The 21,713-nt window shown below is 70.2% G+C and carries 19 protein-coding genes and 2 tRNA genes; 8 read left to right on the forward strand and 13 right to left on the reverse strand.

Features of this window, described 5'->3' with window-relative positions:
- Positions 1-5: 5 nt before the first annotated feature.
- From IPL40_08130 to IPL40_08175, 10 genes are all read right to left on the reverse strand, one after another.
- Positions 6-2,525: a polyprenyl synthetase family protein gene (locus IPL40_08130; GenBank protein MBK8481131.1), complete on the reverse strand. Its 2,520-nt coding sequence runs from the start codon at positions 2,523-2,525 to the stop codon at positions 6-8.
- Entirely contained in the window at positions 2,518-3,609 is a 1,092-nt protein-coding gene (gene menC, locus IPL40_08135; protein ID MBK8481132.1) for an o-succinylbenzoate synthase, read from the reverse strand. Before menC ends, IPL40_08130 begins: the two co-directional genes overlap by 8 nt.
- Positions 3,606-4,529, reverse strand: coding sequence for a 1,4-dihydroxy-2-naphthoate polyprenyltransferase (locus IPL40_08140; GenBank protein ID MBK8481133.1), 924 nt, complete (start codon positions 4,527-4,529; stop codon positions 3,606-3,608). Before IPL40_08140 ends, menC begins: the two co-directional genes overlap by 4 nt.
- Entirely contained in the window at positions 4,526-5,344 is an 819-nt protein-coding gene (gene menB, locus IPL40_08145) for a 1,4-dihydroxy-2-naphthoyl-CoA synthase (protein ID MBK8481134.1), read from the reverse strand. Before menB ends, IPL40_08140 begins: the two co-directional genes overlap by 4 nt.
- A complete protein-coding gene (gene menD, locus IPL40_08150) occupies positions 5,341-7,230 on the reverse strand; it encodes a 2-succinyl-5-enolpyruvyl-6-hydroxy-3-cyclohexene-1-carboxylic-acid synthase (protein ID MBK8481135.1) in 1,890 nt (629 codons plus the stop codon). The genes menB and menD overlap by 4 nt, the downstream gene beginning before the upstream one ends.
- Positions 7,230-8,738 (reverse strand): isochorismate synthase, encoded by a 1,509-nt coding sequence (locus IPL40_08155; GenBank protein MBK8481136.1) that lies wholly within the window; start codon positions 8,736-8,738, stop codon positions 7,230-7,232. The genes menD and IPL40_08155 overlap by 1 nt, the downstream gene beginning before the upstream one ends.
- A 128-nt stretch (positions 8,739-8,866) precedes the next feature.
- Complete coding sequence (locus IPL40_08160) at positions 8,867-10,126, reverse strand: tyrosine--tRNA ligase (protein ID MBK8481137.1); 1,260 nt, start codon at positions 10,124-10,126, stop codon at positions 8,867-8,869.
- Positions 10,127-10,196: 70 nt separating this feature from the next.
- Positions 10,197-10,982, reverse strand: coding sequence for a TIGR00282 family metallophosphoesterase (locus tag IPL40_08165; GenBank protein ID MBK8481138.1), 786 nt, complete (start codon positions 10,980-10,982; stop codon positions 10,197-10,199).
- A gap of 23 nt (positions 10,983-11,005) precedes the next feature.
- Entirely contained in the window at positions 11,006-12,568 is a 1,563-nt protein-coding gene (gene rny, locus IPL40_08170; protein MBK8481139.1) for a ribonuclease Y, read from the reverse strand.
- Positions 12,569-12,991: 423 nt separating this feature from the next.
- Positions 12,992-13,306 carry a cell division protein ZapA gene (locus tag IPL40_08175; GenBank protein ID MBK8481140.1) on the reverse strand — a complete coding sequence of 105 codons (315 nt, stop codon included), beginning with the start codon at positions 13,304-13,306 and terminating at the stop codon, positions 12,992-12,994.
- 121 nt (positions 13,307-13,427) lie between these two features.
- Here IPL40_08175 and IPL40_08180 point away from each other — a divergent pair.
- From IPL40_08180 to IPL40_08205, 6 genes are all read left to right on the forward strand, one after another.
- Positions 13,428-13,500, forward strand: a tRNA-Lys gene (locus tag IPL40_08180).
- Position 13,501: 1 nt separating this feature from the next.
- Positions 13,502-13,576 (forward strand) — tRNA-Glu (locus tag IPL40_08185).
- Positions 13,577-13,783: 207 nt separating this feature from the next.
- The gene (locus IPL40_08190) at positions 13,784-14,140 is read left to right on the forward strand and encodes a hypothetical protein (protein ID MBK8481141.1); all 357 of its coding nucleotides are present in this window, start codon (positions 13,784-13,786) and stop codon (positions 14,138-14,140) included.
- Entirely contained in the window at positions 14,137-14,466 is a 330-nt protein-coding gene (locus IPL40_08195; GenBank protein ID MBK8481142.1) for a hypothetical protein, read from the forward strand. The genes IPL40_08190 and IPL40_08195 overlap by 4 nt, the downstream gene beginning before the upstream one ends.
- 121 nt (positions 14,467-14,587) lie before the next feature.
- Positions 14,588-15,868: a right-handed parallel beta-helix repeat-containing protein gene (locus tag IPL40_08200; protein ID MBK8481143.1), complete on the forward strand. Its 1,281-nt coding sequence runs from the start codon at positions 14,588-14,590 to the stop codon at positions 15,866-15,868.
- A 554-nt stretch (positions 15,869-16,422) separates the two neighbouring features.
- Positions 16,423-16,779: a hypothetical protein gene (locus IPL40_08205; protein MBK8481144.1), complete on the forward strand. Its 357-nt coding sequence runs from the start codon at positions 16,423-16,425 to the stop codon at positions 16,777-16,779.
- A 379-nt stretch (positions 16,780-17,158) separates the two neighbouring features.
- On the opposite strand, the gene IPL40_08210 is transcribed toward IPL40_08205, so the two are convergent.
- The 3 genes from IPL40_08210 to IPL40_08220 all read right to left on the reverse strand — a co-directional run bounded on the left by IPL40_08210 (position 17,159) and on the right by IPL40_08220 (position 19,928).
- Positions 17,159-17,950 (reverse strand): slipin family protein, encoded by a 792-nt coding sequence (locus IPL40_08210; GenBank protein ID MBK8481145.1) that lies wholly within the window; start codon positions 17,948-17,950, stop codon positions 17,159-17,161.
- A 398-nt stretch (positions 17,951-18,348) separates the two neighbouring features.
- Positions 18,349-19,302, reverse strand: a complete 954-nt coding sequence (locus IPL40_08215) for a transposase (GenBank protein MBK8481146.1) — start codon at positions 19,300-19,302, stop codon at positions 18,349-18,351.
- Positions 19,203-19,928 (reverse strand): transposase, encoded by a 726-nt coding sequence (locus IPL40_08220; GenBank protein ID MBK8481147.1) that lies wholly within the window; start codon positions 19,926-19,928, stop codon positions 19,203-19,205. Before IPL40_08220 ends, IPL40_08215 begins: the two co-directional genes overlap by 100 nt.
- Before the next feature lie 341 nt (positions 19,929-20,269).
- On the opposite strand from IPL40_08220, the gene IPL40_08225 reads away from it, so the two are divergent.
- Complete coding sequence (locus tag IPL40_08225; GenBank protein ID MBK8481148.1) at positions 20,270-20,785, forward strand: PqqD family protein; 516 nt, start codon at positions 20,270-20,272, stop codon at positions 20,783-20,785.
- 222 nt (positions 20,786-21,007) lie between these two features.
- Positions 21,008-21,673: a hypothetical protein gene (locus tag IPL40_08230; protein ID MBK8481149.1), complete on the forward strand. Its 666-nt coding sequence runs from the start codon at positions 21,008-21,010 to the stop codon at positions 21,671-21,673.
- Positions 21,674-21,713: the final 40 nt, after the last annotated feature.

Raw genomic sequence — 21,713 nt, forward strand, 5'->3', positions numbered from 1 at the left:
CACGGCTAGCTCGGCCGAGCGAGGCAGAACTCGACGACCGCGGCCAAGGCGCGCCGGGCTTCGCTCTCGGGGAGGCGCTGCAAGGCCTGCGTCGCGCGCTGGGCGTAGTCGACTGCGGCGCCCCGCGTGGCGGCGAGCGCTCCGGTCGACGCGACCCGCAACAAGAGGGCCGCGCCGTGGGCCGCCTGATCGGCGGGCGGCTCAGTCGCGGCGCGCCGCAGCTCGGCCGCCAGGCCGGGATCGCGCTGCGCCGCCACCAGCAGTGGCCAGGTCAGCTTGCCCTCGCGCAGATCGGCGAGCACGTCCTTCCCCACCTGCTGCGGGTCGCCTTCCAGATCGAGGAGGTCGTCGACGAGCTGAAACGCCACGCCGAGAAAACGGCCAAAATCCCCCGCTGCCGCGACCACCTCGGGCGAGAGCTCCGCCAGCGTCGCACCGGCGCGCAAGCCCCAACGAAAGAGCGCCGCGGTCTTGCCCTCGACGATCTGCAGGTAGAGCTCGGGCCGCGGATCGAAGCGATGCTGCTGCTCGAGCTGCACCGCCTCGGCGCCGATCATCTGCTCGATCACGTCGAGCAGCTCGGCGAGCAGCGCGTGGCTGCCGTGGCCGCTGGCCTTGCGCAGCGCCTCGTTGAGCAGGTGGTCGCCGGCGAGGATGCTCGCGGTGTTGCCGAAGAGCATCCTCGACGACGGGGCGCCGCGCCGTTCCGTGCCGAGGTCGATCACGTCGTCGTGCAGCAGGGTCGCCGCATGCACCAGCTCGCAGGTCAGCGCCAGCTCGTTGAGGCGTCGACGCAGCGTGCCGCCGGGGGTCTGGTCGCCCAGACGGCCGGCGAGCAGCACGCAGAGCGGGCGGATACGCTTGCCTGGCTGGGCCAGCAGATGGGCGGCGGCCCGCTGCGCCACGTTGCGATCGGCGGCGCTGAGCTGCTTCAGCTGCTGCTCGATGTCGCCGAGGTCGTGGCTCAGCCAGTCACGTAGCTGATCGAGTTGAGCGCCGAGCTGGGCGATCGCGGGGGCCTCGCAGCTCGCGGCGAGGCGGCGCAGGAGCGTGTCGGGTGCAGTCGGCGCCTGCTCGCCGGCGCCGAGGGCCTCGCCGGCCGCCGCGCTCTGCTCGCTGGCGCGTTCGCGCAGCGTCGCTCGCGCGATCTTTCCCAGCTCCGTGCGCGGCAGCGCCGCGCACCAGTTGAAGGCCGCGGGCACCTTGAAGGCCGCCAGCCGCTCTCGGCACCAACGCGTCAGCTCCTCCGCGGGCACGCTCGCCTCGCGCGCCACGACGAAGGCCACCGGGCGCTGGCCCCAGCGCGGGTCGGGACGGGCCACGACGGCGACCTCGGCGATCGCTCTGTGGGTCAGGAGGAGCGCCTCGACCTCGGCGGGCACGACCTTCTCGCCGCCGCTGAGGATCACGTCGTCGGCGCGGCCGGTGACGTGGATGTGCCCCAGCGCGTCGAGGTAGCCGAGATCGTCGGTGAGCAGCTCCGCCTCGCGCACGGTCGGCCCGCGCACGGTCAGGCGCCCGTCGCGCTCACCGACCCGGGCGAAGGCCAGCGGCGGTGCCCCGTGGCCGGTCGCGAGATCGCCGGCGAAGCGCGTGGCCACCTGCGAGGCCGTCTCGCTCATGCCCCAGGTCAGCGCCAGGGGCGCGCCCAGGGCGCGGCAGCGCTCGAGCAGCGGCTGGGAGACGGCGGCGCCACCGACCAGAATCGCACGCAACGTGCTGGGAAATGGCACGGCCGCGCGCGCATCGAGCACGCGCGCCAGCATCGTGGGCACGAGCGAGGCCAACGTGACCGTGCCGGTGTCGAGCATCTGTGCGACCCGCTCGGCGTCGAAACGCGGCTCGAGCACGACACAGCTGCCGAACCAGGCGCAGCGCATCAGAATCGCGAGCCCGCCGATGTGGTGCAGCGGCAGGCAAGCGAGCCAGCGGTCGTGGACGTCATGGCCCAGCCGAATCGCCGAGCCGAGGGCATTGAAGAGCAGCTGCGCCGTGGTCAGCGCGACGCGGCGGGGCCTCGCGCTGCTGCCGGAGGTGAAGATCACCACCCGCACCTCGTCCAGCGGCCAGAAGCGCTCGGCCACGAGCTGGCTGGCGGCCGCGACCGCTGGTTCGGCGCCGGCCAGCGGCAACGACCGGAGCGCGTGTCCGAGCCCCGGGCGGGCGGCTTCGTCGGCGAGCACGGCCAGCGGCTCGAGCTCACGCAGCAGGCGCGCCTGCTCGGCGGGCGGTTGTCCGTCGGGGAGCGGGGCGGCGATCGCGCCGAGCCAGCCGAGCGCGTGAAACGACACGACCCAGTCGATCGAGGGCGCGCCGAGCAGGGCGACCACGTCGCCGACGGCGATGCCCTGTCCGGCGAGCCAGGCCGCACGTCGCGCGACGGTGAGTTGGAGTCGCGCGGCCGTCCAGATCGTCTCGCCGCAGATCAGCACAGGGTGCTCGGCGCGTGCGAGGGCCGTGCTCAAGAGCGGCTGCGGAAGGGCCAGTGGTGCGCGCTGCTCGGCGCTGGAGGCGGCGTCAGGCAATGGCCTGCCTCTCGGCCTCTCCCGGCGCGCGGATGGCGACGCCCAGCCCGGGGCCCACAGGAACCGTCAATTTCCCGCCACTGGCGTGGGGGCCCGGCGTCAGGTCGTCGGAGAGGAGGTTGTCGGACGCCAGCCCGCAGGACCACAGCCGCCCGGGGACGGCCGCGGCGACATGCAACGCCCCGACGCGACCGATCGAGGACTCAAAGGTCCCCGTCACCGAAACCGCCAGGCCGGCGGCCACCGCGCGGCGCGCCAGCGCCAACGTGCGCTGCAGGCCACCGCAGAGCATCGGCTTGAGCACGACGGCGTCTGCGGCGTTGCGTTGAATCACGCTGTCCAGATCCGCAGCCGAGCGCACCGCCTCATCAGCGGCGATCGGGACCGGGCTGAAGGCGCGCACCTCCACCAGGAGGTCGATGCGGTCGGCTGGTACCGGCTGCTCGACGCTCTGCAAGCCATGGCGCGCCAGCCGCTCGATCGCCGTCAGCGCCGTCGTCCGATCACCCCAGGCGCCGTTGGCGTCGAGCCGCAGCTCGCCCTGCTTGCCGATCGCGCGGCGAATGTTCCGCACGCGCACGTCGTCCTCGTCGAGGTGGCGCACGCCGACCTTGGTCTTGAAGCAGCTGAAGCCGTCGGCTGCGGCGCGTGAGGCGTCCTCGTAGCTGTAGACCAGCGCATGGACGGGCACGTGCTCGCGGCAGGTGTCGGCGAGCAGCCGGCAAAGCGGGATCCCCTTCTCTTGGGCCAGCAGGTCGAGCAGTGCCTGGTCGAGCGCGTGCGCCGCCGACGGGGGCAGCGCGAGCTGCAGCAGCAGCGCCTCGATCTCGGCGGCACCCTCGAAGCTGCTGTTGCGCAGAGGGCCGGCGCTGGCGAGCACCGCGCGCAGGGCCTCCTCCGCCTCCTCCAAGGTATCGGGGCTGAAGCCGGGCAGCGGCGCCGCGTCGCCATAACCCCGGCGACCCTGCCGGTCATCCAGCGCGAGGAGCAGTCCCGAGCGCTGTGCGATCGCGCCGCTGGCCGTCTGCAGCGGCTGGCAGAGGCTGAGTTCATAGCGGGTGAGCGTTCCGTGCTTGGCCTTCACCACTGGGCTCCAAGGGCGAAGAGCGCACCATACAACAGCGCCAGGCGCGCTGTCCCACCGAGGCTAGGGTTGAGTGCCGCGCCGTCGCGGCGAGACACGCGCCGCAGCTCTAGCAGGGCGGCGGGGGCCGCCAGGCCAACCCATAGCACCCCGGGCGGGAGGCGATCGAGGGCCACCGCGACCGGCGGCGCCAGGAAGGCGAGGGCCAGCAGCAGCGCATACTCCAGGCGGCAGGCGCGCGCCCCCCAGCGCACGGCGAGGGTGCGCTTGCCGGCCTGCGCATCGGTCTGCCGATCGCGCAGGTTGTTGACCACGAGGATCGCCGTACAGAGGGCCCCGGGCCCGATCGCCGCCCAGCCCAGCCCCGGCAGCCAGCGCTGGGCCTGCACGAGCGCCGTCCCGCCGACCGCCACGGGACCGAAGAAGAGCGCGACCACCAGGTCGCCGAGCCCAAGATAGCCGAAGGGCAAGGGGCCCCCGGTGTAGGTCAGGCCGCAGAGGATCCCCGCCAGGCCGATGGCGACGATCGGCCAGCCGCCGCGCCAGACGAGGTAGCTGCCGACGACCGCGGCGGCGGCGAAGACCAGGGCCGCCGCCAGCATCACCCGCCGAGGCGCGACCCAGCCCTGTTGGGTCACGCGCGGCGGACCGAGCCGCGCCGCGGTGTCCGCCCCACGCCGCCAATCGGAGTAGTCATTGGCCAGGTTGGCGCCGATCTGCAGCAGCAACGCGGCGAGCAGCGCGGCCAGCGCCGAGGGCCAATGCGCCGCGCCGGCGGCGGCCGCCAAGCCGCTGCCGACGAGCACCGGGCTGATCGCCGCGCCGAAGGTGCGTGGGCGCGCCGCCAGCCACCACAGGCGCCAGCCGCTGGGCCCGGGGCTCGACCCGGCGCTGCCGAGGGAAGACCCGGGGAGGCTCATGGCATCCGCGGGAACTTACGAAAGTTTGGTGGCCGCTTCTCCAGGTAGGCGTTGCGTCCCTCCTGGCCCTCCGCCGTCTGATAGAAGAGCATCGTCGCGTTGCCGGCGAGCTCTTGCAGTCCAGCCTGCCCGTCGAGCTCCGCGTTGAACGCTGACTTGAGCAGCCGCAAGGCCGTCGGCGAGTGCGCCAGCATCTCGCGACACCACTGAACGGTCTCCTGCTCGAGGCGCTCGAGCGGCACGACAGTGTTGACCAGGCCGAGCTGCAGCGCCTGCTGCGCATTGTACTGGCGGCAGAGAAACCAGATCTCGCGCGCCTTCTTCTGCCCCACGACGCGCGCGAGGTAGCTCGCTCCGAAGCCGCCATCGAAGCTGCCGACGCGCGGCCCGGTCTGGCCGAAGATCGCGTTCTCCGCGGCGATCGTCAGGTCGCAGACCAGGTGCAGCACCTGACCGCCGCCGATCGCGTAGCCCGCGACCATCGCCACCACCGGCTTCGGGCAGCTGCGAATCAAGCGCTGCAGGTCGAGCACGTTGAGGCGCGGCAGGCCGTCGTCGCCGAGATAGCCGCGATCGCCGCGCACGCGCTGGTCGCCCCCCGAGCAGAAGGCCAGGTCGCCCTTGCCGCAGAGGATGATCACCCCCGTCGCCTGATCGTCGCGCGCGTCGATCAGCGCGGCGATCAGCTGCATCACCGTCTGCGGGCGAAAGGCGTTGCGCACCTCGGGACGATTAATCGTCAGCTTGGCAATGCCCTCGGCCTTCTCGTACTCGATGTCGGAGTAGTCCCGCACCCGCTCCCAAGCGATCGTCATGATGCCTCCTCGTGCTCAACACGCAGCCCGGCCAGCGCGTCGCTGACGGCCGTCAATACGCGGCGGTGACGCGCGACGCTCTCCTCGCGGTCGATCGTCACCTCGACCACGCCAACGCCCGGGGAGCGCAGCTCCTGCCGCAGCGCGACTGGCAGCGCCGCGCTCGACTGCACGGCCTGCCAGCGCGCTCCGACAGCCGCGCAGAGCGCCTTCAGCGCCAGCCGCTGCGGCGCGAGAAAGAGACTGCTGAAGGCCGTCGGATGGGCGGCGATCGGCAGGTACTCGAAGATCCCACCGCCACCGTTGGCGACCACGACCAGCGTCAGATCGATGCCGAGCTGGGCCACCGCGGCCAGCCCGCCGAGATCATGCACCAGCGCCAGATCGCCGAGCAGGCCGACGACACGGGTGGCGGAGGCCTCGGACCCGCTGCCCGCGTCCAAGGCCCAGGCCAAGCCACCCGCGCTGGCCACGGTGCCGTCGATGCCGTTGGCGCCGCGGTTGGCGCTGACGAGGAGCGCGCCGGCGCCGCGACCGCCGAAGGTCTCCAGATCACGGATCGGCATGCTGCTCGCGACATGCAGCGCAGCGCGTATAGGCAGTGCCGCGAGCAGCGCACGGATGACCCCCGCCTCCCACAGTCCCTCCTCGGCGTGCGTCGCGAGCAGCGCGCCCGCCGTGGCCTCCACGCGCGCCCAGCGCTGCCACCAGGCCCTGGCGCTCGGGGCGGGCGGACCGTCCTCCGCGACGCGGGTCGCGAGCGCGCGGCAGAGCGCGCCGGGGGCTGCCGCGATCAGCGTCTCGGCGCCGCGGCTCGGATCATGCCACTGTCCGCCCTCGTCGATCAGCAGCGTCCGGCCGGCGGCGTGTCGCTCGAGCCAGCGTTGCACGGCCTTCGAGGTCGGCGTACGGCCCAGGCGCAGGACCAGCTCGGGCGCGAGCCAGTCGCCGACGGGCGCGGTGGCGAGCGCGGCATCCGCGCAGGTGATCAGCTGCGGACGCGCGCTGGCCCCGAAGCGCGCGGGCGCGGCCGCGTCGACCAACAGCGGCCAGCTCAACGCGGCGGCGAGCGCGGCCAGGGACTGCGTCAGCTCGAGCAGCGCCGCGCTGCCCAGGCCCCCGTGCGCCGCTGGCTCGATCGGGCCGCAGACGATCGCCCCGCGCGGGCACGCGCGCAGCCGCGCGGCCAGGGCGCCAATCGCGGCGTCGTCGAGCTGGCGCCGCCCATGGACCAGCCGCGTGGGGCGGGTTGAGGCCGCGTCGCCGCCGCCCGGCGTGCGGCAGCCGCTCGCCTCGAGCTCGGGGAGCCAGAGCGGCTCGCGGAAGGGCACGTTGAGGTGGACCGCGCCGCCCGGCGCGAGGTGGGCGTGGTGCCAGGCCTGTGCGGCGAGCTGGCGCCACCAGGCGGCGGGTTGCTGCGCCTGCGGTGCCTCGAGCGCGAACGACCAGCGCGCGTAGCCGGCGAAGAAGCGCTGCTGGTCGATCGCCTGCGGCGCTCCACACTGCTGCAACTCGGCAGGGCGATCGGCGCTGAGCAGCAGCAGCGGTATCGCGCTCTGCGCGGCCTCGACGACGGCCGGCCAGGCATGTGCGAGGGCGCTGCCAGAGGTGCATAGAAAGGCCGCTGCGCGGCCGTGGGCCCGCGCGGCCCCCAGCGCCACGAAGGCGGCTGCGCGTTCGTCGAGCACGGTCTGCAGCCGCAGGTCGGCCGACGCGGCAGCCAAGGAGAAGGCCAGCGCGAGCGGCGCGCTCCGGGAGCCGGGGCAAACCACCACCTCGCGCAGGCCGCAATCGACCAGGCCGCCGACCAGCGCCAGCGCTGCGTCGCGGTTGGCGCGGGCGTGTGCCGCCAACGCGCCGGCGGGTTGCTCAGCCTCGAGGGGCATCAGCTCGGCTCCGTCCAGGCCAGCGCCTCGGCGATCGTGCGCAGCTTGAGCCGCGTCTCCTCCCACTCGCCGAGCGGCGTCGAGCGCTGGGTCAAGCCGGCGCCAGCGAAGGCCCAGAGCTGGTCCTCGCGCGAGAGCGCGCAGCGCAGCGCGACGACGAAATGGCCATCCCCGCCCAAGTCGCACCAGCCGAGCGGTCCGGCGTACCACCCGCGCTCGATGCCTTCGTGCCGCGCCAGCCAACCCAACGCCGCCTCGGTTGGCCAGCCCGCGACGGCGGGGGTCGGGTGCAGCTCCGCGACGAGCTGTAGCACGTGCGCGGGTCGCGCCAGCCGCCCGCGCAGCGGCGTCTCGAGGTGCTGCAGCAGCGGAAGCTTGCGCACCTGGGGTTGCGCTGCCAGCGTCAGCTCGCCGCACCATGGTCGCAGCGCCTGCTTGATCGCGCGCACGACCAGGCGGTGCTCGGCTCGCTCCTTGACGCTCGCCGCCAACGCCTGCGCCGCGTCTTCATCGCGGCTCGGGTCACCATGGCGCGCGCCCGTCCCGGCCAGCGCGACGGTCGACACCTGGTCGCCGCGTAGCTCGACCAGCGTCTCCGGACTGGCGCCGAACAAGATCGAGCCATCGGCGCGGCCCAGCGCGTAGATCGTGCAGTCACCGTAGTCGCGCCGCAGGCGCGACAGCGTGCCCCAGAGGTCGGCGTGCCGCCCTCCCCTGGCAGCCCAGTGGGCCGCGCGCGCGAGGACGATCTTATGGGCCTCACCGCCAGCGATGTCGGCGCAGGCGCGCCGGGCCTGCGCGAGCCAGGCCTCCGGCGCCGGCAGCAGGCTGTCATGCGGCGTTGCCTGGGCGGCGCGCGTCTGCTGAGCGCTGCGCAGCGGCAGCGGCGTCGGCGCGTTGGCGCGGGCGCTCGCCGCTGCTGCCGCCGCCTCGATGCGCGCGCGTTGCTGCTCGAGGCGAGCGATCACGTCGCCAGCGCTGGCGCCACTGGCGACTGCCTCGCTCAGCACCAGCAGGAGCGGTCCACGCTCCTGCCTCGCCAGCAGGACGCTGGGCAGCACCAAGCGGCCGTTGGGCCAGCCGCGCCAGGGTCCACCCGCGTCCGCTCCCTCCGGTCGTGCCGTCTGCCCGAAGGCGAAGCCGCCGAGCAGGAAGGGCAGGCCCTCTTCCGCCGTGGCCGGCGTGCCGGCCGTGGCGAGCTGGGTCGTGCGCAGCGCCAGCGTCACAGCGGCGGCCCGCGCTTGCGCGAGCCGCTGCGGATCCGGCGCCACGAGCACCTCGGCGGCCTGCCCCAAGCCAGCGAAGCAGCGCCCTGTGCGGCCATCACGCCAAAGAAAGAAGTCCTCGCCTGGCCGCTGGAGCGCGCGCGCCACGACCCACGGGTCGCAGGTCGGCAGGCGCCGGATCAGCCTCAGATAGGCCGGCGCCTCGGGGCGCGCCTGCGCCAGAGCGTGGCGCACGGCGTCGGCGACGTCGTTGCCGACGGGCTCCGGGGTGGCTGATTGCATGGGTAGGTACATCGGCCGAAACACATCCGAGACGAGGGCGCCGCCAGCGACACAGGGCGCCAAGGCACTCAAGTCTCGACGATCTAGCGGTTTGCCGCACGCGCTTCAAGCGCAAAGCGGGCTCGGCGCTACCGCAGGCTGACGCGGCGAAAGCGCCGCTTGCCGACCTTGAGCAGGTAGCTGCCGCCGCGCTCCAGCGTCGCCGCAGCGTCGCTGACCCGAACCCCGTCGAGCTGAACACCGCCCTGCGACACCACCCGCCGCGCCTCCCCGTTGCTGCCGCAGAGGCCCGCGGCGACCAGCACCCGCGAAAGGAAGGGCTGCACCTCCCCGAGCGTCAGCTCGACGTGATCGACCGCATCGGGCTCGCCACGCTCTCCGCCGCCGGCCGGGTGCAGCCGCTCGAACTCCTCGGCCGCGCCGGTCGCCGCCGCTTCGCCGTGGTAGCGTGCGGTCAGCTCCAGCGCCAGCAGCCGCTTCGCCTGCTTCGGATGCAGCTCGCGCCGCCGCGCCAGCTCGCTGCCGTCGACGGCCGAGAGCATGGCGTAGTAGTGCCACATCAGCGGATCCGAGCTGCTCATCAGCTTGCCGAACATGCCCTGCTCGCCGCCCGGCGGATCTTCGACGCCGATGTAGTTGCCGAGCGACTTGGACATCTTTTCACCGACGAGCTGGCCCGCCTCGAGGACACCATCGGTGCCGATCAGCAGCTCGGTCGTGAGGATGACCTGGGGGGTCAGGCCATACTCCTTCATCACATCGCGACCGACGTTGAGGTTGAAGAGCTGATCGCTGCCGCCGAGCTCGACGTCGGCCCGCAGCTGCACCGAGTCGTAGGCCTGGAGCAGGGGATAGAGGAACTCGTGCAGCGCGATCGGCTGCCCGCCACGATAGCGTGTCTGGAAGTCGTTGCGCTCGAGCAAGCGGGCCACCGTATAGGTCGCCGCCAGCCGCACGAGCTGCTCGGCGCTCAACGAGCCGAGCCAGCTGCTGTTGAAGACGATCTCGGTGCGCGCGGGATCGAGGATCTTCCCCAGCTGTCGCTGATAGGTCACAGCGTTGCGCTCCACGTCGCCGCGCGAGAGCGGCGGGCGCGTGGCGTTCTTCCCCGTCGGGTCGCCGATCATCGCCGTGAAGTCGCCGATGACAAAGACGACGCGATGCCCCAGGTCCTGAAACTGCCGCATCTTGCGCATCACGACCGTGTGGCCGAGGTGCAGGTCGGGGGCCGTCGGGTCGAAGCCGCATTTGACGCAGAGCGGTCGGTCGGCCGCCAAGAGCGCCGCCAGCGGCCCGCGCATGTCGGCCCAGACCCGTGGGACGACGCCCCGTTGGAGCAGGGCGAGCTGCGCCTCGACGGCCTCCGCGTTCGGCTCTGCAGGCTTCAGAGACCCCACTGCTCACCCCCGTCCGGACGCGCGGCGCGGCGCTGGCGCTGCTGGCAGCGCGCCGCGCGCGCTAGCTCAGGCGCCGGCAGACGCGCTCAATCGCGCGTGCGCGTCCGCTGGCGACCTCGATCTCGATCAACGCGCCGCAGAGCCTGACATCGTGCTCAGCCACCGCGAAGCGCGTCGGCCGCAGCGTGAGAAAGCGCTCGAGCACGAGCTCCTTGCGCGTGCCAATCACCGAGTCGTAGGGCCCCGTCATGCCCAGATCCGTCAAGTAGGCGGTTCCCCCGGGCAGGACCTCCTCGTCAGCGGTCTGCACGTGCGTATGCGTGCCGACCACGGCGCTGACCTTGCCGTCCAAGAACCAGCCCAGCGCGCGCTTCTCGCTGGTCGCCTCCGCGTGCATGTCGACGACAATGATCGGCGTGCGCTCGCGCAGCGCTGCGATCGCTTCGCGCGCCGCCTCGAAGGGGCTCGGCACGGGGTCCATGAACACGCGGCCCTGCAGGTTGAGGACGGCGACCTCGACCCCGGCCGGGCTGCTGCAGATCGTGCTACCCGCGCCCGGCGTGCCCGCGGGGAAGTTATAAGGACGAAGGATGCGCGCGCGCTGCCCTTCGAGCAGCGCCTCGGCTTCCTTGAAGCGCCAGGTGTGATTGCCGCCGGTCAGGACGGCGATCGGCAAGGCCAGCAGCTCAGCGGCAGTGTCGGCCGTGATGCCGTTGCCGCCGGCGACGTTCTCGGCATTGGCGATGACGAGCCCGATGCCCAGCTCCTCGATCAGCGCGGGCAGCAGGCGCTTGACCGCGCTCCGCCCCGGCCCGCCGACGATGTCGCCGATGCAGAGGACCTTCAGCGTGGGTGCCGCGCTCGGCGTGCTCACCGCGCCATCTCGGTGGCGCGCGTCTCGCGAATGACATTGACCTTGATCTGCGCCGGGTAGGTCAGCTCGTCCTCGACGCGCCGCGCGATGTCCTTGCTCAGCAGCACCGCCAGCTCGTCGCTGACCTTCGCGTTCTCGACGATGACGCGAACCTCGCGCCCGGCCTGAATCGCGTAGACCTTCTCTACGCCCTCGAAGCTGCGGCAGATCGCTTCCAGCTGGTGCAGGCGCTGGATGTACGACTCGAGGCGCTCACGACGCGCCCCCGGTCGCTGCGCGCTCAGCCGGTTGGCCGCGTCGACGATGTGCGCGAGCACGCTCTCCGCCGGGACCTCGCCGTGATGCGCGGCGATCGCGTGGACGATCATCGGGTTTTCGCCATGGCGCTGCGCCAGATTGGCGCCGACGGCCGCGTGCGAGCCTTCGACCTCATGGCTGACGGCCTTGCCGAGGTCGTGCAGCAGGCCGGCGCGGCGCGCCAGCTTGATCGAGAGCCCGAGCTCCGCGGAGATCGCGCCGGCGATGTAGCCGACCTCGACGCTGTGCTGCAGCAGGTTCTGCGCGTAGGCCGAGCGGAAGCGCAGCTCTCCAAGCAGCCGCACCAGCTCGGGGTGGACGCGATGCAGGCCGAGATCGAAGACGGCCTGCTCGCCCGCCTCCTTGCAGCTCGCCTGCACCTCGTCGCCGCAGCGCTTGACGACCTCCTCGATGCGGGTCGGGTGGATGCGGCCGTCACCGACCAGGCGCGCCAGCGTCAGTCGCGCGACCTCGCGCCGCAGCGGATTGAAGGACGATAGAATCACGGCCTCGGGCGTATCGTCGATGATCAGGTCGACGCCGGTCGCCGCCTCGAGCGCGCGGATGTTGCGGCCCTCGCGCCCGATGATCCGGCCCTTCATCTCGTCGCCTGGCAGCGGCACGACCGACACCGTGCGCTCTGCCACGTACTCGCTGGCATGGCGCTGCACGGCTGTGGCGATGATCGTGATCGCGCGCTCGTGGGCCTCGGCCTCGGTCTCACGCTCGATCCGCGCGACCTCGGCCGCCGCCTGCTGCCGCGCCTCGGCGCGAACCTGCTCGACCAGCAGCGCCCGTGCCTGCTCCGCGGACATCTGCGCCAGCTCGCTCAGCCGCTTCTCGGCGCGCGCCAGCAGCTCGGCGGAGCTGCGTGCCATGGTCTCGGCCGCTTGCTCGCGCTGCGCGAGGTCCTTCTCTTTCTGCGCGGCCCGCTTCTCCTGATCCTGCAGCTCGTCCTCGGTGACCTCGGCCATCGTCTCGCGCTGCATGAGCTGCGCGCGCTGCGCCTGGAGGTCCTCGAGCTTGCGTTTGGAGTCGGCCTCGAGCTTGGCCTTGGCCTCCAGCACGAGCTCCTTGGCCTCGAGCTCGGCGCTGCGCCGGATCTCCTGCGCCTCACCTTGCGCGCGCTCGAGCAGCTCCGCGCTGCGTTGCTCGGTGGTGCCGCCGTCGGGGAGCTCACGGCCCCGGCTCAGCAGCCGTCCGATCAAGACACCGAGCGCGGCGGCGCCGAGCGCGGCGATCACGACGATGGTCCAATTCACGGGGCAACCTCCCGGGCGGCAGGCCGACGCGTCCGCAGGGCGTCATGCGACCCCCTGTAGCGCCCTTGCGCTGCGCCAATCACACCGATCGCCAGCCCACCGCGCTATCGACGGTCCACGCCTTGATCAACCGCAAGGCCAACCCGACCCGTCGCGCTCTTGGTCGCACTGCTCGCGCTCGGTGCACGAAGGAACAGAAATACAGGCACGGCCGGGTTCAGGAGACCGAACGGTCGCCGCTGAGGACAAGCACCGCAGTCGGATGCAGAGCCCACGGCGCCACCACTCGCCCCGCCCCCGAAGCGCATCCGTGCGCGGATTGTCTACCGGCAGGCGGGACAAAGGTCAAGGCGTGGACGCTAGTGGCCAGGGCGGCCCCGAGGCGTGGCGAGCCCCGGAGCGGAGCGGCGGCGGCGCGCGGCCTCAGGGCTCGTCGAGAGCGGCGTCGAGCTTCGTCCCCACCGCCTGCTCGATCATCCCCACGAGCGCCTCGGCGCGACCCGCGATCCGGGTCCGCATCTCCCCATGCTCGGCGCGCTCGCGAAAGAGCTCGTCGGCGATGTTCATCGCCGCGAGCACCGCCAGCTTCTGCATCGGCACGGCCTGGGTCGACTGCTGAATCTCCGTCATCCGCGCGTTGACGAAGCCCGCGAGCGTGCGGATGTAGGTCTCGTCGGCGTCGCTGCGCACCGTGTAGCGCTGGCCGCAGACGGTGACGACGACGGGGCGCTTGGCCATGATGCCCAGACCTCCAGAGGCAGCCAGCCATCCTAGAGACGGGCCGCCTGGCCTGTCAACGCGCTCCGCTCGCGTGCGCCTTGACAGAGCGATTGCGCGAGTGTTACGCGGGTCCGCCTAAGAGCCCATAGCTCAGTCGGCAGAGCAGTAGACTTTTAATCTATTGGTCGGGAGTTCGACTCTCCCTGGGCTCATGTCCCCATCGTCTAGCTCGGCCAAGGACACCGGCCTTTCACGTCGGTAACACGGGTTCAAATCCCGTTGGGGACGCTAGGTTTTCTTCACGATTCTCAATCGTTGCTATTTGGGTGCCTGGTCGGTGACCAAATGGTTCCCAACAGCAGGTGAATCGTGTCCATCGAGCACTGTGATTAGCTCCGCTCCGCCATCCGGTGCCAGGTGAACGTATCTGAACCTCAGGAAATCCAGTAGCGAGGACGTCGAAGACCTAGGTGCGGCGCCAGGCGCCTGGGCCTCGTGGATGCCGACCGGCGGCCGATCCGGGCGGCTCTGCTCGAGCTCCTGATCCACGGCGTGAAGTACGTCTTCGCCGTCGAGCGGGGCGGGATGACCAGGGGCCTGCCCACCGCGCACGCCGCCCCGCCACTCGCTGCCGAGATCGAGGCGGGCGACGACCCGCCGCCAGTCTGGCCAGACCCTGAGGGCACGGTCCGCGGCGAGGAGCTCAAGCCCCTCTACCGCTCGGTCGCGAAGGCGGCGCGCAACGACCCGAAGCTCTACCAGTGCCTGGCCCTGGTCGACGCGATCCGCGGCGGCCGAGCAAGGGAGCGCCAGCTCGCCGAAAAGCACCTCCGCAAGCTGCTAGGACCATGATCAACGAGAACATCGAGCGCCTCTGCCCGGTGGCCCGCAGGCTCGGCCGTCTACGTGAGCAAGTCGTCTTCCTCGGTGGTGCGACCACCGCGCTGCTGGTCACCAATCCGGCCGCGCCGGCGCTACGGCCAACGAAGGACGTGGACGTGATCATCGAGGTGGGATCGCGGGTCGCGTACAGCACCACGCTTCGCGAAAAGCTTCTCGACCTCGGCTTCCGCGAGGACGCCGAGGAGGACGCGCCGGTCTGCCGCTGGGTCGTTGAGCAGGTAAAGGTCGACATCATGGCCACCGAGGGCAACGTGCTCGGCTTCTCGAATCGCTAATACGGGCCGGCGATGCGCGAGGCCACGTCGCACGAGCGGGGGGTCGGGGACAGCTCCCCGTGGCCCTGCCAAGTCACGGTGGCCACTTGTTATCAAGGCCCCGCCCGAGCATCCTGGGGGCATGCGCAGAGCCGTGGCCGCCATCATGGGCGTTGGTCTCCTCGTTGCTTGCGACGACGGAAGAAGAGCGGAGCGGGACCTGGGCGCCGATGCCCTCGTGGTGGTGTCGCCGTGGCGTGACGCCGGAGCTAGCGGGCCGACCCCTGGCCAGTTCGCAGACGGCCACATCCCCACCGATGCCGCCGCAGAGGAAGGGCTCCAGACCGACGGTGGCAGCGCCGACGTCCGCTCCATCGACGGGGCCTCGCCCGAGGTGACGGTTCCGTCGGGCCCGCTTGTAATTTACCTCGCGCCAAGTGGACTGGACGCGCGGGACGGTCTCAGCCCTCAGAGCGCGATCCTCACCTTGCGCCGCGCCCAGAGCGTGCTTGAGGCGCTCAAGCCCGAGCGCGACGTCGAGATTCAGATCGCGGCCGGCACCTACTATGGCCAAACGGTCATCTGGACCTACACCACGCCGAGTCACCACGTCCGGTTGATGCCCTTTGGTGGCGGCAAGACACGGCCGATTTTCGATGGATGCCTGGAAGATAAGCCGACAGACGTTGTCGCTGGTTGTCCCGGAGGCACGTGGTTCACGCTCCGACACGCCAATGGAGAGCACACGAACCTCCGATTCGACTATATTCACGTCACGCGCTACCAAACCGCGATCAGCCTCGATGGTCTTCGCAACGCAGAGGCTACCTCGAACGGCGGCAACACCATCTACGGCTGCTACTTCAGCGATATTGGAAACCGCTACCAGCCGGGCCTCGCGAGTTCGACTGCGGCGCTGCGCCTGGTGAGCTCCGACGACAACCTCATCTCCAATACCCACTTTGTGGACATCATCAACGCTGGCAACACTGCCACCACTGGACGTTGCGGCAGGCTGCACGCCATTTACGTCGCCCACCTCTCCGACCGCAATCGCATCTTGCGCAACCGCTTCGCGCGAGGCTGCGGTGATCCGATACGCCTGCGCGACTTCTCTAATAACAACGTGATCAGCGAGAACACCTTCATCCAGATCGGGGCGACCGCGGCCTGCACCGATTGGTATTGTGACCATGACGTGCCTAACAACCCATGCACGAAGATCGGTCCGGAGTGCCCCTCCTGGAACAACGAGTTCCGGGACAATATCCTGGATAAAGACTGGAACTGTGAGCCTCTGGGCGTCTTTCACTACTTCCAAGGGGAGACGACGAGCGGCTGCGCTCCACCGAGCGCTGGCGCAGGGCGCCTCTTCACCAGCGGAAACACGCAAGCGAGCACTCCCTGCAGCCCAGCGCAGTGAGCTTGCAAAGCCCGACGCGCGACGCCTCCCGCCGGGCAGAGAATGCCGGTAGAGCAGCGGGCGGCCGGTCTACCGGGGGCGCTGGTCCGAGCATCGGATCGAGGGCGCAGCGCTTCGGGGGGAACCTTCAGGATCACCAAGCGGAGTGTTGGGCGCGCCGTCTGCCGTCGACCTGACGCTGAAGAAACCGCCGGTGCCGATGATTGATGGTAAGACGCTGATGGCGAAGCGGCGTGTTCGGTTGTCGTTCCTGCTAGCCGGCAGGGCGCCGGTAGGGCGCGCCCTCGTCCCGCGGACGTGGGGGACAGCTCCGCAGCGGTAACCGCTCAGCGGCGGGATGGGTACGGAGGGTGACGATGCGGAAGCGGCGGCATGGCGACGGGTCGCGATCGATGGCCCAGCACGGGCTGCTGGCTGCGGCTGCCGGCAGCGATGGCAGAGCGGTGCGAAGGACGTTGAGGAGAGCGCCTTTCGCGTTGGTCGGCGCTGTCCTGTCGACGATGGCTTGCGGCGGACCGGCGGTCGTTACGGAGTTTGGTCTGCTTCAAGCGGACGTGGAGAGCTACAAGCACCAGCGCCTCGAGCTGCATGGGAGACTCGTCGGGTGCATCGGCGATTCCATGGCGATCCTGAAGGACGAAGCAGGGGTTCGCGTGGTGCTAATCGACGACGATGCGATATTGAGCGCCGAAGAAACAAAGAACCTCGACTTCAGCGCTTTGTCCCTGATGCCCCTCGACCAACGGGCCCGTCTGATTCCACGCGATGGGCCGCGCGTGTCAGCTGTCGGCGTCTATTCCGGCGCCAGTATGATCGAGTTCGTCAGCCGCCCCGACGCGTCGCTGGTACCGGTCGCTGTGGTCCACCGGGTCGACTTCGAGGCCTGCCGCGATTCGTTCGTGGGTGCGTGACGCGCCGCCGGTTTCCGCATCGTGGTCCTGAACCCGCGAATGCACCATTGACCCTAGACAGCGCGCGAATGGCGCTGCCCAGCCCACCCATGCCGCGCGCGTCGTCCCGCGCGTCATATTAACCCGGGTCGGCGCCCTCACTAGGGTCGGCGCCCTCACTAAGGGCAAGTCCTACAGGAGCCAACGAACCGAGACCGCTTAACTCTCAACCGTGCCCAGGGTGGATCACTTCTTCCGTGCTGAAGTGGATCACTTCTTAGGCGTTGAATCCACCTTGACCACCCCGGACGACCACGAGAACTACGCACGCTCGAAGGACGCCGTAGGTACCGGTCATCACCCAGCCCTAACGATCGCCTACACGGAGGTCATCCGGTAGTCAGGGGCCAGCTGGAGGTCCTGCTGGGCTCACTGCGGCCGCAGCGGGGCGATCGGTGCCGCCCGGCGGCGGGGTGCCGCCCAGCACGAGGGTGACCCCAGGGCCCTTCGCTGCACCCTCGACGGCGGCCAGCAGTCGCAGCTGCAGCAGGTTCGGGTTGCCGTCGAGCAAACGAGCGCTGTTGGCCAGGCTGCGCAGCGCCGCCTGCTCGCCGCGGGCGCGCTCCAGCATCGCCTGGCCCTCCTGCCGGGCCAGGTAGGGGGCGCCGAGCGCTCGCTTCAGCTCGCCGGGGAGGATCACGTCCTTGACCGCCAGGTCACGGACCTCGAGACCTACCAATTGGGCACGAGCCCCGACGCGATCCCGCAGGCGCTCGCCCAGTGCGGTACGCTGCTGCAGCAACTCGTCCACGCTCAGCTCGGCCACAGCGTCCCGCAACACGAGCTGAATCGTCAGATACAGACTCGAGTGGTAGTTCTCCACGCCGTGCATGGCGAGCGCTGCATCGGTGACCGCGAAGCGAGACGCCGCGCTGAGCTTCACCGCAACGTGGTCCTTGCTCAGCAGTTCTTGGCTCGCCACCGTGACGATCGTCTCGCGCAGGTCGACGAGCTTCAGCTCACGCGCCCTGCGCCACACCCAGTGACCACCAGCCGCCAGGGTGTGACCGAAGCGTCCGCTCCGGTAGAGCAGCCCAACATGCGCCTCGGGCACCTGAGCGCGCCGCATACCCAACCCGCGCCAAAGCAGCCCAGCAGTCAGGGTCCCCAGCACGACTATGGGGGTCCCCATGACTACGATGGAAAGGAGCTCACCGAGTGGCATGTCCCATCGCTCCATCACGGTCGCGCGCGCCGCGCCTGCCGCCGAGAGTGAGCCATCTCGGGGGAACCGCGACCGCCGGGCGGGGGTGTGAACCCACGAAGCCAAGCGTCCGCTGCGCCAAGGCGCCAGCTCCCCCGAGACAGCCCGAGAGTGGGTGATGAGCCCGGCCTTTTCGGGAGGCACGGCGGGCCCGATGCGCAGGACCGAACCTGGCAACGCCAGGCGGCTGCTGGATCCCGCTCTGGTTCGAGCCCTAGCACGGACCACGAGGGCGCCGCTACTCCCGCAACACTCCCGCGGCGGTCCGCGACTCCGGGAACGCGGGTCAGCGACTCCCGTCAGGGACTCCTAGAGACGTGGCCAATTCACGCGGCGTGACGTAGGCGATCGACGACACTGAGGTTTTTCAGGGCGGCGTGGCGTCTAAGGTCGAAGAGGTTCTTTCTCAAGCTGCGGTAGCGAGCGCGGTTGCCCTGGCGATTGTGAAGCGCGGCGAGTGCGTGTTCGACGGCGATGCGCTCTCGCAGGTCCTGGCAACCTTCGGGGGTCTTCGCTCGACGACGCAGGTCGAGGTGAAAGGGCTCCTGGGGGTGGATGGAAAGGCTGCGACCGCGGCCGTTTTGGGCGCGTGTGCAGAGCGCTCGCCGAGGGCAAGAGCTGCAGCGCTCGGCTGGGAAGTGAAGCACGGCGCCACGCTTCAGCGGGACGACGGCACCGTCAGGACAGCGGACTGACTGGGCTTCGAGGTCGATCTCGAAGGCGCCTTTGTCGAAGCGCTCACCGTTGCGCAGTGGGTATGGCCTGCAATGGACGCGGAGTCCTTTGGCCCGCTGCGCCTCGATGGTTTCGTCGCCCAGGTAGCCGCGGTCGATGTAGAGGTCCTTCAGCGCGGGGTGCGTGCGGCTGATGTCCTGCAGCAGGGCTTTGGCTGCAGCCCGCTCCGGCTGGTTAGCGGGGGTCAACGCCACGGCACAGACCAGCCCCGGCGTGTCGAGGTCGACGGCGATGTGTCTCTTGTAGCCGTCGATCCGCTTGCGCTTGGTCTTGCGCCCGTGACGCATGTCCGGGTCGCTGATGCTGATGCGACGGTCCTTGGCGACGCCCTGGGTGATTCTGCGACCATCGCCCTGCGGACCAGGGTCGGGCTCGGTGTCCTGTGCGATGAGTCGCTGCACAAGATCCCACTGCTCGCGAAGGGGCGGCTCTTGCGCTTGCTCCTTCAGCTCCCGCTCGAGCCATGCACCGAGCGAGCGCACCTGCGCCAAGAGTTGCTGCAGCCCCTTGCTGCGTGCGTTGGGGTCGTCCCAGTCGAGGTCCAAGCCAGCCTTGATGCTGGTGTCGCTGCGACCACGGGGATCCCCGCCTCCTTGGCGACATCCTTGACGGGGCGCCCGAGTCGAGCCGCAGCTGAGCGGACGACGTGGAGTGCTGCCCGGCCAATGAGATTGAACGTGTCCTCGACGCGGCCCGCGCCATAGAGCGGGCTGGCGTCGAACGCGGCCCGCAGATGGGTCGCGCTGTCGCCCTTCGTTTCTCGCGCGAGCTGCACGGTCTTCTCGAAGAGCACCCCATCGAGTCCGTGCTCGATCATCCGTTCACGGAAGTTGAACAACGTGCCCTGCGCGAAGGGCGGCTCCTCGGCTCCGTGACAGTCCAACACCATCTGCCACCGTCGATCCATGACCGTCAGCTCCACGACCTCATGGTCTGGGACGTCGAGCATTGCCTGCAGCAGCACGGCCATCGCCAGCTGCGCCAGGGGCACAGCCTCTTTCCCGCCCTTCGCCTCGCTGTACGCTGCCACTAGCTTTTCCTGCAGCGCGTCGTCGAAGATGCGGTGCCGCATTTCCCGAAGAAACACGAAGCCACGCCGCTTGCCGCAACGCTTCGTGATGAATTTCTCGGCAGTTGTCAGCTCAACTCGCGGCTTCCAGTTCGTGACCATCTGAGGCACCTCCTGCCTCGCTTGGATCACGTTTCGTGGCCAGTTGTCGATCCCCCTGCCCAGGCGATCGTCATCACAGGCTTTTCGAACTGATCACGTCTCTAGGGACTCTGGGAGGGACTCTGGTGGGTCAGGGACTCTGGTGTCGACCGGACATTTCATTTGCTACAGCCACCGGACACTTCACTTGCTTGCTACAGGACTCTCGTGAGTGGGTTTGCCGCTCGACGCGGGTCGTGTTAGCAGAGCGGTGCTCTCGAGGGCTCTTGGACGCCGTGATGGCCTCGCGTGCCGCCGGGAGCGCCGTTGGCGAGGGCGGTAGCATGGCGGAAGGAGGCACCATGGCGGAACGAGCAACAGAGCGGGCGACAGCGCGGGCGGACGCCGAGCTCGTCTTGCCTGCTGCTCACGTGGCATGGCAGCGCGTGGGCTCGGAGATCGTGCTGCTGGACATCCCGAGGCGCCAGATCATCGGGCTGAACGGTGCCGGCGGGCTGCTCTGGGAGGCGCTCCACCGCGGCCAAGATCTGCTGGTGGGCGCGCGCGAGGTCGCTCGGGTCTTTGATCAGCCGGTGGCCCTCGTTGGGGCGCACGCCGCGCGCTGGGCGGAGACGCTGCTCGCGCGCGAGATCCTCTGCTCTCCAGGCGCTGCGCGTGCCGCGGCCTGCTCGGCGACGGCCCAGGCAGGTGCTGCGGTGCCTGCCTGGCCGAATGATGCGCCGGGCCCCTACGACCCGCCGGCGATCGCTTGGGAAGAGTCACTCGAGGAGGCCGGTGTCTATGCTGCCTGCGGCAAGGATGCGGGCGGCGACGTCGACCCGAACTGCCTGGCCTCGCCCTTCAACGCGGCATCCTGAGCGCCCTTCTCGACCATTGACATCACAACGACTCGGACGAAGCGGGCCGGATGCGTGATGGGCCGGCTGCGGCGCTCCGGGCGCTGAGGCGTTTCGCCGATGCGGTCGCCGTGCCAGCCTAGGCCGCGCGACCAGGAAATAAATCCGGTCTTTGAATGTAATTCGGGATACGTGTATGATGTTTTGAATATCTTTGCGCGGCCGTGCTCGAGGAGGTTCTCGATGGCGTACCCGAGATGGCTTCGGCAGGTGCGGGTTGTTTGCGGCTTGGCCGGCTGCGTGGGGCTCGGTTGTCAGGACGCAAGCACCACGAGCCCCGCCACCGGGTCGGACCGCGACCGACCCGCTGACGCGTCGAGCGCTGTAGCGCGCTCACCCGTTGCTGGCGACCCCGACACGCCCGGTCCCAGACCGAGCATTGACGCGGCGCTGCCCTGGCGCGCGCCGGCGCCAGCGATCAGCGGCAATCTGGTGTTCGCGGCGAGCGCCGAACCCTGCGACGCTTCGTGCCGGCAGACGCGCTTCTCCTACGAGGTCCCCGAGCTCCATGTTTCCACCCTTTGGAAAGGGCTCAGCGGGCGGCACTTCGAGTACCGTCGCTTCTATGGTCCGGACGGTAACCCCGTGCTCGAGCAGCTCGTGACCTTCGACACGACCCTCACGGAGCCCGCGCCGTTGGCGGGTCCGGCCCTGGGTCCCAATGCGACGGCGGTGCTGCCGGCGCCGCTGAACAACGCTGGCGAGGCGGTCGTACGGCACTGGGTGATGGTGCGCGGGACCGGCCAAGGCATGCACTACCCAGGCGTCTATCGGGTCGAGGTGCTGCGCGACAAGCTCAGCGGCGCGCCCGACCTGGTAGGTTCCTACACGCTGACGGCCTCCCCGTAGCGCAGCGCCGGTGTCGGCCTCGGGGTTGGGCGCGGAGGGA

The sequence above is a fragment of the Pseudomonadota bacterium genome, from assembly GCA_016711215.1.
GTDB lineage: Bacteria > Myxococcota_A > Polyangia.

What these genes read in the sequence shown, in the direction of transcription:
- IPL40_08220 (MBK8481147.1), bottom strand. Translation starts at nt 19,928, where the DNA reads ATGGTCACGAACTGGAAGCCGCGAGTTGAGCTGACAACTGCCGAGAAA.
- IPL40_08195 (MBK8481142.1), top strand. Translation starts at nt 14,137, where the DNA reads ATGATCAACGAGAACATCGAGCGCCTCTGCCCGGTGGCCCGCAGGCTC.
- menD (MBK8481135.1), bottom strand. Translation starts at nt 7,230, where the DNA reads ATGCCCCTCGAGGCTGAGCAACCCGCCGGCGCGTTGGCGGCACACGCC.
- IPL40_08210 (MBK8481145.1), bottom strand. Translation starts at nt 17,950, where the DNA reads ATGGGGACCCCCATAGTCGTGCTGGGGACCCTGACTGCTGGGCTGCTT.
- IPL40_08230 (MBK8481149.1), top strand. Translation starts at nt 21,008, where the DNA reads ATGGCGTACCCGAGATGGCTTCGGCAGGTGCGGGTTGTTTGCGGCTTG.
- IPL40_08200 (MBK8481143.1), top strand. Translation starts at nt 14,588, where the DNA reads ATGCGCAGAGCCGTGGCCGCCATCATGGGCGTTGGTCTCCTCGTTGCT.
- IPL40_08140 (MBK8481133.1), bottom strand. Translation starts at nt 4,529, where the DNA reads ATGAGCCTCCCCGGGTCTTCCCTCGGCAGCGCCGGGTCGAGCCCCGGG.
- IPL40_08155 (MBK8481136.1), bottom strand. Translation starts at nt 8,738, where the DNA reads ATGCAATCAGCCACCCCGGAGCCCGTCGGCAACGACGTCGCCGACGCC.
- IPL40_08175 (MBK8481140.1), bottom strand. Translation starts at nt 13,306, where the DNA reads ATGGCCAAGCGCCCCGTCGTCGTCACCGTCTGCGGCCAGCGCTACACG.
- IPL40_08225 (MBK8481148.1), top strand. Translation starts at nt 20,270, where the DNA reads ATGGCGGAACGAGCAACAGAGCGGGCGACAGCGCGGGCGGACGCCGAG.
- menB (MBK8481134.1), bottom strand. Translation starts at nt 5,344, where the DNA reads ATGACGATCGCTTGGGAGCGGGTGCGGGACTACTCCGACATCGAGTAC.